Origin of the sequence: Campylobacter sp. B0100352/1, from assembly GCF_020135855.1 — a bacterium.
In the GTDB taxonomy this organism is placed as follows: domain Bacteria; phylum Campylobacterota; class Campylobacteria; order Campylobacterales; family Campylobacteraceae; genus Campylobacter_D; species Campylobacter_D taeniopygiae.
This window is the reverse complement of the sequence record NZ_JACHTP010000015.1, coordinates 1-16,460: the sequence shown is the minus strand read 5'-3', so window position 1 is coordinate 16,460 and position 16,460 is coordinate 1. Positions and strand designations below refer to the sequence as shown.

Below are 16,460 nucleotides of genomic sequence, written 5' to 3'. Positions count from 1 at the left end.
TATAATTGCCTTGCTATCAAAAATATATCGAAGGAAAAATATGACTCAAGAACAAATTCAAATCATTAAAGATTGTGTCCCTATTTTACAAAAAAATGGAGAGGATTTAACAAAAGAATTTTATAAAATTATGTTTAATGATTATCCTGAGGTCAAGCCTATGTTTAATATGGAAAAACAAATTTCAGGAGAGCAGCCAAAAGCTTTAGCGATGGCAATTTTAATCGCGGCTAAAAATATAGATGATTTAGAAAAAATGAGGTCTTTTGTTGATAAAGTCGCTATAACTCATGTAAATTTAGGAGTTAAAGAAGAACATTATCCTATAGTTGGTGCTTGTCTTTTAAAAGCCATAAAAAATCTTTTAAATCCAGATGAAACCACTCTTAAAGCTTGGGAAGTTGCTTATAATAAAATAGCTAAATTTTATATCGATATAGAACAAAATAATTCTATATAATAAAACATTATTTGCTTAAATTATAAATATTAAAAATTTAAGCAAATAGGCAAAACTGTATTTAAACAATATTGCTAAGTTAAAAGCCAAATGAAATTGAAAAATGTAATAAAAAGTCAAATTATGAAAAATAAATCGTCAAATTAATTTTTTTAAAGATTAGCAAATCAATTAAATTTTTATATACAAAACCTTAACTAGTTTTGCAATTTCAATTTTTAAATTCTACAAAAAAGTATTTTGTTATTTAAATTTAAAATTATCGTAAAATTTCACTCAAATTCAGCAATCAAACTTTTAGCTTTTTCTTTGACATTTTCGCCTTTTAACTCACTTATATTGCCTTCTTGTGCAAGTAAAATTCGATCAGCACTATCAAAATAAGCATCATCATGGGTAATAGCAAAAATAGTTTTACCTTGTTCTTTTAATAAAGGTAAAAGTTTTTTATAGAAAAATTTTCTAAATACCGGATCTTGATCTGCTGCCCATTCATCAAGAATTAAAACATCCCTTTGTTCTAGCAAAGCTATAAGCATAGCTAAACGCTTTTTTTGCCCTGTAGAAAGCTTGGTAAAAGTTAATTCATTATCCACAACACTTGTTTTATTTTCAAGCTCTAAAAAATTAAGCCAAAAAGCAATTTTTTCTTCGCTTGCAAAACCATTTTTACTTAAGGTTTTGCTAAAAAGATGAAAATCACTAAAAACTGCAGAAATAAGCGATCTGTATTTTTTTAAGCTTTTTTCATCATCAATTCGCATATTATCCACATAAATTTCGCCATCACTTGGTTTAAAAAGTCCTGCTAAAAGCATACAAAAAGTTGATTTTCCACTTCCATTTTTGCCGATTAAAAATATAAGTTCTCCTTTTTTTATATCAATACTTACAGGATTTAAGCTGAAATTCTCTTCATAAGAAAAAGAAACATTTTTAAAAGAAATTTGTTTCCAATCTTTAATATAATCTATCTTTTTAAAACCTTCTTTATATTCATCTAATTCTAATTTTTCGATTTTATCCAAAGCGATTTTTGCTAAAAGCAAGGTAGGAAAAGAAGAGATCATAGAAACCAAAGGAGTTCTTAAAAATAAAATAGAAAGAGCTATAGTGGTTGCCTCATTTACACTTGCTAGATTATATTTTAAAGCTAAAAAAAACTCCATACCCACTAAAGCTAAAAGCGTTACATTTGTCCAATTGTTTGATAAATTATTAAAAAGATTACCTAAAGTGCTATTTATCTTTTTTGCTTTTGCATTATTTTCAAATTCAAACTCATAATAAAGCTTAGCTCTATCTTGATTGATTAAAAGTTCTTTATGGCCATCAAGTATATTTTGATAATTGTTTTGCAAAGCATCATCATTTTCTCTAGCCTTACGAAAATAATAATAAACTTTCATCATTAAAAAATGATTTGTTATAAAAACAATTGCGATCCAAACCGCACAAAAAATAAAAATTTCAACAGAAAGATAGCACAAATAAACACTCGTGCAAAAAATCAAAATGCTTGATTGCAAAAAATCAGGCAAACGCAAAAGCCCAAAAGATATATTTCTAACATCAGATCCTAAAGATGCTAAAATTCTTGCTTTTCCTACCTTAGCCACTCGAAGCAAAGGAGTGTCTAAAATTTGCTTTACAATACGCTTTTGCATTTTAAAAATAAAATTTTGTCCAAAAATACTCAATCCAAGTTCTACTATAGTCGAACTTGCAAAAAAAACTAAAAGTAAAATTAGAAAATAAAAAATAGGTATATTTTGCACACTTTTAAGCAAATAATCATTGATAAAAATTAGAGTAAAAACCCCTACAATACTCGTTATAAAAGAAAAAAACAAAAAGGATAAAAATTTTAACTTATTATTTTTAAGCATTTCAACAATAAAAGACATTTTTTTAACTCCAAATAATTTTTATTATAACATTTTTAAAATGATAAAAAATAAAGTAATGATTAAAGATAAAGCATTTTTAAATTCAAATTAGATACCATTTCAAAAAAAATATCAAGATGGATCTAATGAAAAAAATAATTTTTATGGGAACCCCAGCTTATGCAACTTGCATTTTAAAAGCTCTTTTAGAAAATGAGAATTTTAACATCGTGGCACTTTTTACCCAACCCGATAAAGCAGTAGGTAGAAAACAAATTTTAACTCCAAGCCATACAAAAGCTTTTTTAAGCAGTCATTCTTCTTGCATTCCAATTTTTACGCCTAAATCATTAAAAGATGAGGCAACCATTAAGCAAATTAGCGACTTAAAACCCGATTTTATCGTAGTGGCTGCTTATGGAAAAATTTTACCTAAAGCCATTTTAGATATAGCTCCTTGTGTAAATTTACATGCTTCTTTATTGCCAAAATATCGCGGTGCTAGCCCTATTCAAAGCGCGATTTTAAATGGCGATGAAAAAAGTGGGGTTTGCACTATGCTTATGGAAGAAGGGCTTGATACAGGTGCTATACTTGAAAGTTTAGAATGTGATATTAAAGATAAAAATTCAAGCGAAGTTTTTGAAATATTGGCTAATCTAGCTGCAAAGCTTATCATTTCCACTCTTTTAAATTTTGAAAATTTAGCCCCTAAAAAACAAGATGAAAATTTAGCAACTCAATGTACAAAAATAAAAAAAGAAGATGGGATGATTACATTCAACAACGCAAGAGAAATTTATCAAAAATATCTCGCTTTTACCCCTTGGCCAAATATTTTTTTAGCTAATGGTTTGAAATTTTTAGAATTAGAACTTGTAGATGAAAATAAAATATTTAAACAGGAAGGAGAAATTCTAGAATTAGACAAAGAAAGTTTTTTACTATCTTGTAAGCAAGGTATTTTGCGTATAAAAAAATTGCAAGAAAGTGGAAAAAAAGTCCTTGATGGGCGTACTTATTTAAATGGAAAGAGGTTAAAAGTTGGAGATTATTTGCATTGAAAGTATAAATTCAACCCATCTTTTTTTATGTGAGCAAATTCGCAGTGGAAAAATAACAAAAAATACCGCTTTATATGCCCTAGAACAAACTCAAGGAATAGGAAGTAGAGAAAATTCATGGCAAAGCTCGAAAGGAAATTTGCATCTTTCTTTTTGCTTAAAAGAAGAAAATTTACCTAAAGATTTACCTTTAGCTTCTGTTAGTATTTATTTTGCCTATTTGATCAAAGAAATTTTAGCAGATAAGGGTTCTAAAATATGGCTTAAATGGCCAAATGATTTGTATTTAGATGATAAAAAAGCGGGTGGAGTTATGAGTACAAAAATTTCTGATTTTATCATCGGAGGAGTGGGATTAAATATCACTTTTGCTCCAGAAAATAGAGCTTTATGCGATATTAAAATTTCCATTGAAAATTTAGTTAAAGAGTTTATAAAAAAGCTAGAAAAAAAAATTTTATGGAAGAATATTTTTAGCAAGTATATGTTAGAATTTGAAAAATCAAGACATTTTAGCATCCATTATGAAGGCAAAATTTTTTCACTTAAAGATGCTTGTTTGTATCAAGATGGATCAATTTTATTAGACAATAAAAGGGTATATAGTTTAAGATGAGCGAGATTATCACAATAGCAAATCAAAAAGGTGGCGTAGGCAAAACAACAACAGCTGTAAATTTAGCAGCTTCTTTAGCGGTAGCAGAAAAAAAAGTGCTTTTGATTGATGTCGATCCTCAAGCCAATGCTACAACAGGACTTGGCTTTAACCGCAATAATTATGAATATAATATTTATCATGTTTTTATAGGTAGGAAAAAACTTTCTGATATTATTTTAAAAACAGAATTACCACAACTTCATTTAGCCCCATCAAATATTGGACTTGTAGGTATAGAGCAAGAACTTGCTAAGGGCGAAAATAATGAAAAGAAAACCGTATTAAAAAATCAAATTCAAGAAGTTTTGGATGAATATGATTTTATCATTATAGATTCTCCTCCAGCACTTGGAAGTATCACTATAAATGCTTTTGCAGCAAGTGATAGTGTTATTATTCCTATACAATGTGAATTTTACGCACTTGAAGGTGTTGCCATGGTTTTAAACACCATTAAAATCATCAAAAAAACACTCAATCCAAAACTTAAAGTAAGAGGTTTCTTGCCAACCATGTATAGCTCTCAAAACAATCTTTCTAAAGATGTAGTAGAGGATTTAAAGCAAAATTTCAAAAAACAGCTTTTTACAATCAATGGCAATGAAGATGATTTTATTGTTATTCCACGCAATGTTAAATTGGCAGAAAGCCCTAGTTTTGGCAAACCTATCATACTTTATGATATAAAATCGCCTGGATCTTTAGCTTATCAAAATTTAGCTTATTCAATTTTAGGATAAAAAATGGGATTAAATAAAGACAGAGGCTTAAAAAGCCTTATGGGAAATGTAGAAGAGGTATATACTAGAGAACTTGGACTTGATAAAAATCAGGTCAAGCTTATCGAAATTGAAAAAATTATCCCAAATCCCTTCCAACCAAGAAAAGTTTTTGATGAAACAGCTTTAAATGAACTTGCAAATTCCATCAAAGAATACGGATTAATACAACCTATTATTGTATTACAAAAAGAGGATAAATTTATTTTAGTCGCAGGAGAAAGAAGACTAAGGGCTACTCAAATTTTAGGCGAAGAAAATATATTAGCTTTTGTATCCGATAGAGATGAAATCAAACTTAGAGAACTTGCTCTTATAGAAAATATACAAAGAGAGAATTTAAATCCTATAGAACTTGCTCATTCTTATAGAGATTTAATCGAAGTGCATAATATCACTCAAGAAAATTTAGCCGAACTCATTCATAAAAGCAGAACGCAAATCACCAACACTCTAAGACTTTTAAATTTAGACAGCCGAACTCAAAAACTTATCATTGAAGGTAAAATCTCTCAAGGCCATGCTAAAGTTTTAGTTGGCTTAAATGAAAAAGATGAAAAAATGCTCGTTGATAGCATCATAGGTCAAAAACTCAATGTAAGAGAAACAGAAAAAATTGTTCAAAAGTTAAAAAATAAAGAAAAAATCGAAGAAAAAGAAGATGTGGAATTTGAAAATTCCATGCAAAATTTAAAGCAAACTCTAGGTAAATTTGGCTTCTCTTGCACTCATAAGAAAAATAATTTTATTATTCATTTAGAAAATATCGCTGAAATTAATAAATTGATTAAAATTTTTAATTAATTTAACGCAATTCTTATGTTTTATATGTTAGAATAAAAAGTTTTTTTAGGAATTATAGCAAAAAAGGGAAATTTTTATGTTTGAAGATATGCATCCATCTATAATGTTTGCTACTATGGCTATCTTTTTGGCTATGATAGTCATTTTAAATACTATGCTATATAAACCTCTTTTAAAATCTATAGATGAAAGAAATGATTCTATTAAAAATGATGAAAATAAAGCAAAACAATATTCTCAAGATATATCAAGTGCAAATGATGAAGTTGAAGCAATTTATGCTAATGCTAGAGAAGAAGTTTTTAAGATCAAGCAGCAAGCTATCAATGCTGCTAAAGAAGAGGCGGAGCAAGTTGTTAAGGCCAAAAAAGAAGAATTAGAGCGAAGGATGAGTAATTTTTATTTGGAACTCGAAAATCAAAAAAAAGAATTTAAAGCAAATTTGGATCAATATTTGCCAGATTTAAAGCAAACTTTGCAAAACAATATTAAAAAAATAGGAATAAAAGAATGAAAATTTTTTACAGTCTCATTTTATTAAGCCCTATATATGCAATGGCTGCAACTGAGTATGATATTGTTCCTAGAACTATTAATTTTTTAATTTTTATAGCCATTTTATATTATTTTTCAGCAAATTTTTTTAAGAATTTTTATAAAAATCGTATTATAAAAATTTCTTCTAAAATTGATGAAATTCAAAAAAATCTCTTAGAAAGTAAAGCGAAAAAAATCGATATAATGAAAAAAATCGAAGAGGCAAAGGCTAATTCTGTAGCAGCTATATCTATGGCTAAAAAAGAAGCAGATGCTCATGCTCAAAAAATCAAAGAAGAAGCTCAAAGTGAAATTGCTTTACTTGAGCAAAATTTTGAAGAACAAAAAAAATACGAATTAAGAAAAATGAAAAAAGAGGTTGTTTCATCTGTCTTGCAAGAAATTTTTGAAGATCCAAATATAAGCTTAAAACAAAATGAAATTATAGATATTATATCAAAGAAAGTGTCTTAACATGGATAATTTAATTGCAAAAAAATACGCAAAAGCTATCATTGAAAGAACAGATATGGAAGATTTTTACCATCGTTTATCTGTTTTAAATTCTGCTTTTTGTATGCCTAAATTTAAGGATATTGTCAATTCTAGCCAAATTCAAAAAGATAGAAAATTGGATTTATTGAATTCTTTTTTTGAAAAAGCAAATCCGAATTTCATCAATTTTTTAAAAATATTATTAAGAAATTCAAGACTTGATTATATTCCGCAAATTTTCAAGGAACTCCAAAGACAAAAGGCTCTTAAAGAAAATATATGCCAAGGCGTTGTATATTCAAAAGAAGCCTTGAGTGATGATAAAATAAAAGAACTTGAAAATAAGCTTAATTTGAAACTAAATACAAAAATCAAACTAAAAAATGAAATAGGTCAAAACGATGGTGTTAAAATTTACTTAGAAGAATTAGGCTGTGAAATTGCTTTTTCAATGAAAGCTTTTCAAAATAAAATAAGTGAATATATACTTAAAATTATTTAAGGAGAATATGTATGAATTTTAAAGCTGATGAAATCAGTTCTATTATAAAAGAAAAAATCGAAAATTTTGATTTAGATCTTGAAATTGAAGAAACAGGAAAAATCATTTCCATAGCTGATGGAGTTGCTAAAGCTTATGGATTGAAAAATATTATGGCCGGAGAAATGGTCGAATTTGAAAACGGCGATAAAGGTATGGCTCTTAATCTTGAAGAAAGTAGCGTAGGTATTATCATACTTGGAAAAGGTGAAGGTTTAAAAGAAGGCTCTTCAGTAAAACGCTTAAAAAAACTTCTTAAAGTTCCAGTAGGTAATGCTTTAATTGGAAGAGTCGTCAATGCCCTAGGAGAACCAATTGACGCTAAAGGTCCTATTGATAGCAATGAATTTCGTTGCGTAGAAGAAAAAGCTAAAGGTATTATGGCAAGAAAAAGCGTTCATGAACCTTTACAAACCGGAATTAAAGCGATAGACGCTCTTGTTCCAATTGGTCGCGGTCAAAGAGAGCTTATTATCGGTGATAGACAAACAGGAAAAACTACTGTAGCTATTGATACTATTATAGCTCAAAAAGGACAAGATGTTATTTGTATTTATGTTGCCATTGGACAAAAACAAAGTACAGTTGCTCAAGTTGTAAAAAAACTTGAGGAGCATGGGGCAATGGATTATACTATAGTAGTTAATGCTGGTGCAAGTGATCCAGCATCTCTTCAATATATCGCACCTTATACTGGTGTTACCATGGGAGAATTTTTTAGAGACAATGCTAAACACGCTTTAATTGTTTATGATGATCTAAGCAAACATGCTGTAGCTTATCGTGAAATGTCTTTGATTTTACGTCGTCCTCCTGGTCGTGAAGCTTATCCTGGTGATGTATTTTATCTTCACTCAAGACTTCTAGAAAGAGCAAGTAAATTAAGTGATGAGTTGGGCGCAGGCTCTCTTACTGCTTTACCGATTATAGAAACACAAGCGGGAGACGTTTCAGCTTATATTCCAACCAACGTTATTTCCATTACCGATGGACAAATTTTCTTAGAAACAGATTTATTTAACTCTGGCATTCGTCCTGCAATCAATGTTGGTTTATCAGTTTCTAGGGTTGGCGGTGCTGCACAAATTAAAGCAACTAAACAAGTATCGGGAACTCTAAGATTAGATCTTGCACAATATAGAGAACTCCAAGCTTTTGCCCAATTTGCTAGCGATCTTGATGAAGCAAGTAGAAAACAACTTGAACGCGGTCAAAGAATGGTAGAGCTTTTAAAACAACCTCCTTATGCACCAATTAGCATAGAAAAACAAATCGTTTCAATTTTTGCTGGCGCTAAAGGACATTTAGACAACATACCTGTTTCAAAAATTCAAGAATTTGAAAGTGGAATTTATTCATTTATTGAAACAAAATATCCAGATATTTTTGAACAAATTCGTTCCAAAAAAGCTCTAGATGCAGAATTAGAAGAAAAATTAACTAAAGCCATTAATGAGTTTAAATCAAATCAGCTATAAGGTCTTTTATGTCTAATTTAAAAGAAATTAAAAGAAAAATAAAAAGCGTTTATAACACACAAAAAACGACTAATGCTATGAAGCTTGTTTCTACAGCTAAACTAAAAAAAGCTGAAGAAGCAGCTAGAAAATCAAAAATATACGCTGAAAAAATTGATGAAATGCTAAGTGAAATTTCATTTCAAATCAATAAAATCATTTACAATGAAGATGATTCAAGATTTGCTTTATTTCATAAAAGAAATAAAATTCAAAATGTTGATTTAATTTTTATTACAGCGGATAAAGGATTATGTGGCGGATTTAATATCAAAACTTTAAAAGCTGTCAATGAATTATTAAAAGACTATAAAGCAAAAAATATTAATGTGCGTCTAAAAGCCATAGGTAAAACAGGTATTGAATATTTTAGTTTCCAAAGAATAGAATTATTTGAAAAACATATTAGATTAAGCTCTACGCCAAATTATGAAAAAGCTTGTTCGATTATCCATTCTTCTGTTAATGATTATGTTGATGGAATTACAGATGAAGTTATCTTAATCCATAATGGATATAAAAATATGATCACTCAAGAGTTAAAAGTTTCTCATCTTATTCCAGTTGAACCTGAAAAAATTGAAACAGAACCAAGTTCTCTTTTAGAACTTGAACCGGATAATGTTGGTTTGCTAGAAGATTTAATGAAAACTTATTTAGAATATAATATATATTATGCATTAATTGATTCTTTAGCAGCTGAACATAGTGCTAGAATGCAAGCGATGGATAATGCAACCAATAATGCCAAAGCTAGAGTAAAACAGCTTAATCTTGCTTACAACAAGGCAAGACAAGAATCCATTACCACTGAACTTATAGAAATTATCAGTGGTGTTGAATCAATGAAATAGTAAATTTTTAAGGAGAGTATTAATAATGCAAGGATTTATTTCACAGATATTAGGTCCGGTTGTTGATGTAGATTTTAATAACTATTTACCTCAAATCAATGAAGCCATTGTCGTTAATTTTGAAAGCGAAGGAAAAAAACATAAACTTGTTTTAGAAGTAGCTGCACATTTAGGAGATAACAGAGTTAGAACCATCGCTATGGATATGACAGATGGTTTAGTTAGAGGAATGGAAGCTCAAGCTTTAGGAACTCCTATTAGCGTACCTGTTGGTGAAAAAGTTTTAGGAAGAATTTTCAATGTTACAGGTGATTTGATAGACGAAGGTGAAGAAGTTGCTTTTGATAAAAAATGGGCAATTCACAGAGATCCACCAGCTTTTGAAGATCAAAGCACTAAAAGTGAAATTTTTGAAACGGGTATTAAAGTTGTTGATTTATTAGCTCCTTATGCAAAAGGTGGTAAAGTAGGACTTTTTGGCGGTGCTGGTGTTGGTAAAACAGTTATTATTATGGAACTTATCCACAATGTTGCCTTTAAACATAGCGGATATTCAGTTTTTGCTGGTGTTGGTGAAAGAACTCGTGAAGGAAACGATCTTTATAATGAAATGAAAGAAAGTAACGTTTTAGATAAAGTTGCCTTGTGTTACGGACAAATGAATGAACCACCAGGGGCAAGAAATCGTATCGCTTTAACAGGTCTTACAATGGCAGAATATTTTAGAGATGAAATGGGACTTGATGTATTAATGTTTATTGATAATATCTTTAGATTTTCTCAATCAGGTTCTGAAATGTCAGCTCTTTTAGGAAGAATTCCTTCAGCTGTTGGTTATCAACCAACCTTAGCAAGTGAAATGGGTAAATTTCAAGAAAGAATCACCTCAACCAAAAAAGGCTCTATTACTTCAGTACAGGCTGTATATGTTCCAGCTGATGACCTAACCGATCCAGCTCCTGCTACTGTGTTTGCTCACTTAGATGCAACAACTGTTTTAAATAGAGCTATTGCTGAAAAAGGGATTTATCCAGCGGTTGATCCATTGGATTCTACTTCAAGAATGCTTGATCCAAATATTATTGGAGAAAAACACTATAAAGTAGCACGTGGAGTACAATCTGTTCTTCAAAAATATAAAGATTTACAAGACATTATTGCTATTTTAGGTATGGATGAACTTAGCGAAGAAGATAAACTTATCGTTGAAAGAGCAAGAAAAATAGAAAAATTCTTATCTCAACCTTTCTTCGTTGCTGAAGTCTTTACTGGCAGCCCAGGAAAATACATTTCTCTTGAAGAAACCATAGCAGGTTTTGAAGGAATTTTAGAAGGTAAATATGATCATTTACCAGAAAATGCTTTCTATATGGTTGGTAATATTGAAGAAGCAATTGCAAAGGCTGATAAAATCAAAGGTTAATAATGGATAATTTATTTAAAATTGAAATTATCACACCTATGGGTGTAATTTACGAAGGTGATATAAAATCAGTCACTTTGCCAGGAAGTGAAGGAGAATTTGGCGTATTAAAAAATCATGCAGCCTTAGTTTCTTCATTAAGATCAGGCATTATTGATATAGAAAAAGAAGATTTAAGTCATGAATTAATTGCAATTGATGCAGGGCATGTTAAAGTAGATGAAGATAAAACCAGTGTTTTGGCAAAAGGAGCGGTTTGGATTTCAGGATCTAGTGAAAGTGAAATAGAAAAAAACCTTTCTAAAGCTAAAGACTTGATCAAATCAATGAGTTCAGATAGCGTTGCTTTAGCTGCCACTTTTTCTAAAATAGACAATCTAAAAGGTTAATAAATGAATTTTGAAGCAATATTTAATTTTTTTGGTAATTCGAGTATTATTACCTATGTAGTTCTTATTTGGCTTTCTTTGTATTTCATTCTTTCATTTTCTATTTTTTTTTCAAGAATCAGCTATATAGCAACTTGGAAAAATAAAGAAAAAGAAAGTTTAGAAACTTTGCTTTTAGGAGAAAAAGATTTAAGTCGCACAGATTCTATTTTAAGAAAATGCACCGACACAAGTCTTAATCACTTAGAAATTTATAAAAATTTAGCCACTCGTCGCGCTTCAGGTGGCTTGACTTGGCTTAGTATTGTTGCTTCAACTTCTCCTTTTATAGGTCTTTTTGGGACGGTTATTTCTATATTAGAAACCTTTGGAGGTCTTGGAAATCAAAATTCTTTAAGCATTATTGCACCACAAATTAGCGAGGCTTTGGTTGCAACAGGTTGTGGAATTTTAGTTGCTATTCCTGCTTATACTTTTCATCTTATTATTAAAGCTAGAGCTTTTGAACTTTTAAGCATTATTGATAGTGAAATTAAAGTTTTATCCAATAATCACTAAGGCTTTACAATGCTATTTGAAGAACACAAACCAGAACTTAATATTACGCCTCTAGTGGATATTATGCTTGTTTTACTTGCCATATTGATGGTTACAGCTCCAAGCATCACCTATGAAGAAAAGATAAATCTTCCACAGGGAAGTCAAAAATCCACAAGTGCTCCGACTGTAAAAAGCTTAATTGTAAGCATCAATTCTAAAAAAGAAATTTTCTTAAATCAAGAAAAATATAATTTTGTAAGTTTTGCTGATAATTTAGCACAAAAAAAATCACAATTTAATACCGATGAACCTGTTTTTATCAGAGCTGATAAAAATTTAAAATATGATGATGTTATTTATGTCTTAAGAAGTATTAAAAACCTAGGTTTTACTAAAGTTGCATTACAAACAGAATAAAAATATGAAAAAATACGGCTTAAGTAATTTAAATTCTTTCTTATTGGCTTTAGCGGTTTATTTAATTGTTATTGCTTTTGTTTTTTTTAGACTTGTAACTCAAGTTGCCCCTGCCATACAATACACAGATTTAAAAGATAGTTTTATCGATATTGAACTTTCAGAGCCTTCTAAACAAACAACCGTTAATCCAAATACTCCAAAAAATTTACAAAAACCAAATGATCAAGTTGATATCAATAAACTTTTTGCACAAACAACAAACCAAAGTGTTAAAACCGAAGATATAGATCAACAAGCAAATAATTTTAATGAACTTTTTGGCAATATAGAAGAAATACAAGATGCAAAAACAACAAAAATACAAGCAAACGCTCAATCAGCAAGTTCAACAACTCCTAAACCTCAAGCTTCAGAACTTATCAAAAAACTTAATGATAGCTTGATAGAAGAAGAAAATCTCACTCAAGGTGAAAGTACTAAAACTCAAAAAATGGGTGTTTATGATGAATTTTTAGGCAAAGTTGTGCGTGTTATTACCCAAAGATGGAAACAATACTATCCTAATAATAAAGAAATCAGTGTAAAGGTAAAAATCTTTATTGATGAAAATGGGAAATTTGGTTATACTTCAGTGGAAAAAAGTGGTGATTCTTTATACGATGCTAAAGTGGCGGAATTTTTAGAAAGTCAAAAAGGGAAATTTATAACTTATCCTCCACAAAATAAAAGCATAAGTATAATTATGAATTTAAAAGACGAAATAAAAAATCAACAATAATTTAGGAGAAAAAATGAAAAAATTTTTTACCATTTTCTTGCTCTTTTTGGGTGTCCTTTGGGCTGAAGATCCAACGATTACAGTTGTTAATTCAGGTGTAGTTTTACCAAAAATTATCGTTAAAGATAATTCTAATATAAGCGATATCGCTTTAAAACGTAGTTTTTATAATATAATCGTCAATGATTTAAAAGTGAGTTCAAATTTTGATGTTGTAAGTGATGCTGCTGAAAAAAGTAATTATGTTTTTGAATATACTCTAAGTCAAAATGGAAATAGCTTAAATTTAAATGTTAAAATTAAAGCCGGAGGAATTGAAAAATCAAATCAAACTTATACTTTAAATAGTATTGAACAATATCCTTTTCTAGCACATAAGAGTATCAAAGCTTCTGTTAATGCTTTAGGCTTACCTCCAGTTGAATGGATGGATCATAAAATTTTAATAGCTAGAAATTCAAGTTCTAAAAGAAGTCAAATTATCATGGCTGATTATACTTTAACGTACCAAAAAGTTCTTATTGATGGTGGTTTAAATTTATTTCCAAAATGGGGCAATAAAGAACAAACTATATTTTATTACACAGCTTATGATAACAATATGCCTACACTTTATCGCTACAATTTAAATTCCAATAAAGCCTATAAAATTCTATCCAGTGGTGGTATGGTTGTGGCTAGCGATGTAAGTTCAGATGGAAATAAACTACTTATTACCATGGCTCCAAAAGATCAACCTGATATTTATCTATATGATCTAAACAGTAAAAAATTAACCCAACTTACAAATTATTCTGGTATCGATGTTAATGGTAATTTTATAGGAAGTAATGATGATAAGATGGTTTTTGTTAGCGATCGTTTAGGCTATCCAAATATATTCTTACAAAATTTAGATAGTTCTAGTGGTGCTGAACAAGCTGTTTTTCATGGAAAAAATAACTCAGCGGTTTCTACTTATAAGGATTTCTTAGTGTATTCTAGTAGGGAGGCTAATCAATATGGAGTTTTTAATATTTATTTAACATCAATTAATGGCAATGATGTAAGACAGCTTACAGCTAATGGAAAAAATTTATTCCCTAGATTTTCTAGTGATGGAGGCAGTATAGTTTTTATTAAATACCTCGGCGCACAAAGTGCTTTAGGTGTTATAAGAGTCAATGCAAACAAAACTTTTTATTTTCCTTTAAAGCTTGGAAAAATTCAATCTATTGATTGGTGAAGTTAGCATTATGAGTTGCAATTAATAAAAAATTTAGATATAATACGCTCAAATCTATTCATATTGGAAAGGTCGGAAATGAAAAAAATTCTTTTTAGTTCGATTGCCGCATTTGCAGTGATCATTAGTGGATGTAGCACAAAAAGCACTAGCGTAAGTAGCGATACTAGTGTAGATTCTAACAGAGGTTCAAACGGAAGAGATAATTGGGATATTGATTCAAGAATTTCTCAACTTAATGATACTTTAAATAAAGTATATTTTGATTTTGATAAATTTAATATTCGCCCAGATATGCAAAATGTTATCAATAACAACGCAAATATCTTTAATACCGAAGTAAGTGGAGTTAATATCACAGTTGAAGGTAATTGCGATGAATGGGGAACTGATGAATATAATCAAGCTTTAGGTTTAAAAAGAGCAAAAGCTGTTAAAGAAGCTTTAGTGGCTCAAGGAGTAAATTCAGATAGAATTTCTATTAAAAGCTATGGTGAAACAAATCCAGTTTGTACAGAAAAAACAAAAGCTTGCGACGCACAAAACAGACGTGCTGAATTTAAACTATCAAAATAATCTATGAAAAAAATACTTTCAGTAGCTCTTCTTATGGGAGCTACTTTACTTCATGCTGAAAACTCGGCTTTTGGTGCAGGAGATATAACTAGCAATAGTGCCTATGGTCTAAGCTCAAGCGAAAGATTACTCAAAGAAAAGCTTGATTCTTTAAGCAATAGCAATTCTCAAACAAACGCAAGAATTGACGAAATGCAAGAAAGAATTGAAGGTTTGCAAAGCACTTTGGAAGGTATTAATTCTCAATATGCTAAATCTAATTCTAGATTAACCCAATTGGAAGCAAATAATGATAGTCTAGAAAATAACTTAACCATAGAAATTCAAAATTTAAAAAAATATGTTGAAGAAAGTAGAAAAATTCAAGAAGCTAATAATAAGCAATTTAAAAAAATCTTAACAGAACTTAGTTCTTTAGTTGATTCTATTAATGCAAATTATGTATCAAAAGAAGAACTTAAAGATATAAATTTAAGCATAAATAACATTTCATCAAACACTTCACATAAAAACACTGATAATACTTTAAATGAAAAAAAAGATGATAATATCACAACTAATATACAAATTCAGGATGCAAATAAAACTATAGATGATTCATGGAAAAAGAAGAAAAATAATGAAATTTTAGATTTAGCGATACAAGATCTCCATAAAGATTTATATGAAGAATGCAAAACCAAATTAAACTATCTTATAGCACAAAAATATAAACCGGCAAGAGCAAATTTTTGGCTAGGAGAGGTAGAATATAAACAAAAAAATTATAACAATGCCATTGCTTTTTACAAAAAAAGTTCTGCTATCAGCTCTAAGGGGGATTATTTTCCAAAGCTTTTATACCACACTGCAATTTCACTAGATAAAGTAGGTAATACAAAAACAGCCAATGGATTTTACAAGGCTCTAAAGAAAAATTATCCAAATACACCTGAAGCAAAAGCTTCGCCAAATAGAAAATAAAAAAGGAAAAAAATGTCAATAGAAAAAAATAATGTTGTTTCAATGTTTTATGAACTCAAAGATGCCAATACTCAAGAAGTTTTAGAATCAAATTTATACGCTCAACCTATTTCTTTTATAGTCGGAAAAGGACAGATTTTAGAAAGCTTAGAAGAAGAAATTATGAAGCTTGATTGTCCAAGCAATAGTGATGTTTTAATTAAAAAAGAAAAGGGTTTGGGTGAATACGATGCTAACGCTATTCAAACATTACCTAAAGAGCAATTTGCCGGAATTGATTTGAAAATAGGTATGGAACTTTTTGGTGAAGGTGAAAATGGTGAAACCGTTCGCGTAAGTGTTAAAGAAATTAATGAAAACGATGTTGTTGTTGATTATAATCATCCTTATGCTGGAAGAGATTTACTCTTTTCACTTAACATTGTAGATGTTAGACCAGCTAGCGAAGATGAAATTTTAACAGGCATTATTGCAGGAAGTCATAGTTGTGGATGTGGCGGTGGACACCATGATCACGATCATCATCACGGAGGTGGTGGCTGCTGCGG

The 16,460-nt window shown here is 29.7% G+C and carries 20 protein-coding genes; 19 read left to right on the top strand and 1 reads right to left on the bottom strand.

What is annotated here, in order from left to right; genetic code table 11:
* The first annotated feature begins 40 nt into the window (after positions 1–40).
* A complete protein-coding gene (cgb, locus tag H2279_RS05510; protein ID WP_137624028.1) occupies positions 41–460 on the top strand; it encodes a single-domain globin Cgb in 420 nt (139 codons plus the stop codon).
* A 272-nt stretch (positions 461–732) separates the two neighbouring features.
* Here cgb and H2279_RS05505 read toward each other — a convergent pair whose 3' ends face one another.
* Complete coding sequence (locus H2279_RS05505) at positions 733–2,367, bottom strand: multidrug ABC transporter permease/ATP-binding protein (protein WP_337195851.1); 1,635 nt, start codon at positions 2,365–2,367, stop codon at positions 733–735.
* A gap of 128 nt (positions 2,368–2,495) precedes the next feature.
* On the opposite strand from H2279_RS05505, the gene fmt reads away from it, so the two are divergent.
* From fmt to H2279_RS05415, 18 genes are all read left to right on the top strand, one after another.
* Complete coding sequence (fmt, locus tag H2279_RS05500) at positions 2,496–3,413, top strand: methionyl-tRNA formyltransferase (protein ID WP_337195850.1); 918 nt, start codon at positions 2,496–2,498, stop codon at positions 3,411–3,413.
* Positions 3,394–4,029, top strand: coding sequence for a biotin--[acetyl-CoA-carboxylase] ligase (locus H2279_RS05495; protein WP_137624031.1), 636 nt, complete (start codon positions 3,394–3,396; stop codon positions 4,027–4,029). Before fmt ends, H2279_RS05495 begins: the two co-directional genes overlap by 20 nt.
* The gene (locus H2279_RS05490) at positions 4,026–4,811 is read left to right on the top strand and encodes a ParA family protein (protein WP_137624032.1); all 786 of its coding nucleotides are present in this window, start codon (positions 4,026–4,028) and stop codon (positions 4,809–4,811) included. The genes H2279_RS05495 and H2279_RS05490 overlap by 4 nt, the downstream gene beginning before the upstream one ends.
* A 3-nt stretch (positions 4,812–4,814) precedes the next feature.
* Positions 4,815–5,654: a ParB/RepB/Spo0J family partition protein gene (locus tag H2279_RS05485; RefSeq protein WP_337195849.1), complete on the top strand. Its 840-nt coding sequence runs from the start codon at positions 4,815–4,817 to the stop codon at positions 5,652–5,654.
* A 76-nt stretch (positions 5,655–5,730) separates the two neighbouring features.
* Positions 5,731–6,168, top strand: coding sequence for a FoF1 ATP synthase subunit B' (locus tag H2279_RS05480; protein ID WP_137624034.1), 438 nt, complete (start codon positions 5,731–5,733; stop codon positions 6,166–6,168).
* Entirely contained in the window at positions 6,165–6,665 is a 501-nt protein-coding gene (locus tag H2279_RS05475) for a F0F1 ATP synthase subunit B (RefSeq protein ID WP_137624035.1), read from the top strand. The genes H2279_RS05480 and H2279_RS05475 overlap by 4 nt, the downstream gene beginning before the upstream one ends.
* A gap of 1 nt (position 6,666) precedes the next feature.
* Positions 6,667–7,188 carry a F0F1 ATP synthase subunit delta gene (locus tag H2279_RS05470; protein ID WP_337195848.1) on the top strand — a complete coding sequence of 174 codons (522 nt, stop codon included), beginning with the start codon at positions 6,667–6,669 and terminating at the stop codon, positions 7,186–7,188.
* A gap of 11 nt (positions 7,189–7,199) precedes the next feature.
* Positions 7,200–8,705, top strand: coding sequence for a F0F1 ATP synthase subunit alpha (atpA, locus tag H2279_RS05465; RefSeq protein ID WP_137624037.1), 1,506 nt, complete (start codon positions 7,200–7,202; stop codon positions 8,703–8,705).
* Positions 8,706–8,713: 8 nt separating this feature from the next.
* Complete coding sequence (gene atpG / locus H2279_RS05460) at positions 8,714–9,598, top strand: ATP synthase F1 subunit gamma (RefSeq protein ID WP_337195847.1); 885 nt, start codon at positions 8,714–8,716, stop codon at positions 9,596–9,598.
* 25 nt (positions 9,599–9,623) lie between these two features.
* The gene (gene atpD / locus H2279_RS05455; RefSeq protein WP_137624039.1) at positions 9,624–11,021 is read left to right on the top strand and encodes a F0F1 ATP synthase subunit beta; all 1,398 of its coding nucleotides are present in this window, start codon (positions 9,624–9,626) and stop codon (positions 11,019–11,021) included.
* Between the two features lie 2 nt (positions 11,022–11,023).
* On the top strand, positions 11,024–11,410 hold the full coding sequence (gene atpC / locus H2279_RS05450) for an ATP synthase F1 subunit epsilon (protein WP_337195846.1): 387 nt from the start codon (positions 11,024–11,026) through the stop codon (positions 11,408–11,410).
* A gap of 3 nt (positions 11,411–11,413) precedes the next feature.
* Positions 11,414–11,968 carry a MotA/TolQ/ExbB proton channel family protein gene (locus tag H2279_RS05445; RefSeq protein ID WP_137624041.1) on the top strand — a complete coding sequence of 185 codons (555 nt, stop codon included), beginning with the start codon at positions 11,414–11,416 and terminating at the stop codon, positions 11,966–11,968.
* 9 nt (positions 11,969–11,977) lie between these two features.
* Positions 11,978–12,367: an ExbD/TolR family protein gene (locus H2279_RS05440; protein WP_200279813.1), complete on the top strand. Its 390-nt coding sequence runs from the start codon at positions 11,978–11,980 to the stop codon at positions 12,365–12,367.
* 4 nt (positions 12,368–12,371) lie between these two features.
* Positions 12,372–13,148: a TonB C-terminal domain-containing protein gene (locus H2279_RS05435; RefSeq protein WP_337195869.1), complete on the top strand. Its 777-nt coding sequence runs from the start codon at positions 12,372–12,374 to the stop codon at positions 13,146–13,148.
* Positions 13,149–13,161: 13 nt separating this feature from the next.
* Entirely contained in the window at positions 13,162–14,373 is a 1,212-nt protein-coding gene (gene tolB, locus H2279_RS05430; protein ID WP_337195845.1) for a Tol-Pal system protein TolB, read from the top strand.
* Positions 14,374–14,451: 78 nt separating this feature from the next.
* Positions 14,452–14,949, top strand: a complete 498-nt coding sequence (gene pal, locus H2279_RS05425; protein ID WP_137624045.1) for a peptidoglycan-associated lipoprotein Pal — start codon at positions 14,452–14,454, stop codon at positions 14,947–14,949.
* 3 nt (positions 14,950–14,952) lie between these two features.
* Positions 14,953–15,912 carry a tetratricopeptide repeat protein gene (locus H2279_RS05420; protein ID WP_337195844.1) on the top strand — a complete coding sequence of 320 codons (960 nt, stop codon included), beginning with the start codon at positions 14,953–14,955 and terminating at the stop codon, positions 15,910–15,912.
* A gap of 12 nt (positions 15,913–15,924) precedes the next feature.
* Positions 15,925–16,460: FKBP-type peptidyl-prolyl cis-trans isomerase (locus H2279_RS05415; RefSeq protein ID WP_337195843.1), on the top strand; the 536-nt coding region annotated here is incomplete at its 3' end.

Bases quoted from the DNA above. Each gene is read 5' to 3' on its own strand.
- H2279_RS05445 (WP_137624041.1), top strand. From the start codon at position 11,414: ATGAATTTTGAAGCAATATTTAATTTTTTTGGTAATTCGAGTATTATT.
- H2279_RS05505 (WP_337195851.1), bottom strand. From the start codon at position 2,367: ATGTCTTTTATTGTTGAAATGCTTAAAAATAATAAGTTAAAATTTTTA.
- H2279_RS05420 (WP_337195844.1), top strand. From the start codon at position 14,953: ATGAAAAAAATACTTTCAGTAGCTCTTCTTATGGGAGCTACTTTACTT.
- atpC (WP_337195846.1), top strand. From the start codon at position 11,024: ATGGATAATTTATTTAAAATTGAAATTATCACACCTATGGGTGTAATT.
- atpD (WP_137624039.1), top strand. From the start codon at position 9,624: ATGCAAGGATTTATTTCACAGATATTAGGTCCGGTTGTTGATGTAGAT.
- H2279_RS05480 (WP_137624034.1), top strand. From the start codon at position 5,731: ATGTTTGAAGATATGCATCCATCTATAATGTTTGCTACTATGGCTATC.
- H2279_RS05435 (WP_337195869.1), top strand. From the start codon at position 12,372: ATGAAAAAATACGGCTTAAGTAATTTAAATTCTTTCTTATTGGCTTTA.
- atpG (WP_337195847.1), top strand. From the start codon at position 8,714: ATGTCTAATTTAAAAGAAATTAAAAGAAAAATAAAAAGCGTTTATAAC.
- H2279_RS05485 (WP_337195849.1), top strand. From the start codon at position 4,815: ATGGGATTAAATAAAGACAGAGGCTTAAAAAGCCTTATGGGAAATGTA.
- pal (WP_137624045.1), top strand. From the start codon at position 14,452: ATGAAAAAAATTCTTTTTAGTTCGATTGCCGCATTTGCAGTGATCATT.
- atpA (WP_137624037.1), top strand. From the start codon at position 7,200: ATGAATTTTAAAGCTGATGAAATCAGTTCTATTATAAAAGAAAAAATC.
- H2279_RS05470 (WP_337195848.1), top strand. From the start codon at position 6,667: ATGGATAATTTAATTGCAAAAAAATACGCAAAAGCTATCATTGAAAGA.
- tolB (WP_337195845.1), top strand. From the start codon at position 13,162: ATGAAAAAATTTTTTACCATTTTCTTGCTCTTTTTGGGTGTCCTTTGG.
- cgb (WP_137624028.1), top strand. From the start codon at position 41: ATGACTCAAGAACAAATTCAAATCATTAAAGATTGTGTCCCTATTTTA.
- H2279_RS05475 (WP_137624035.1), top strand. From the start codon at position 6,165: ATGAAAATTTTTTACAGTCTCATTTTATTAAGCCCTATATATGCAATG.
- fmt (WP_337195850.1), top strand. From the start codon at position 2,496: ATGAAAAAAATAATTTTTATGGGAACCCCAGCTTATGCAACTTGCATT.
- H2279_RS05440 (WP_200279813.1), top strand. From the start codon at position 11,978: ATGCTATTTGAAGAACACAAACCAGAACTTAATATTACGCCTCTAGTG.
- H2279_RS05490 (WP_137624032.1), top strand. From the start codon at position 4,026: ATGAGCGAGATTATCACAATAGCAAATCAAAAAGGTGGCGTAGGCAAA.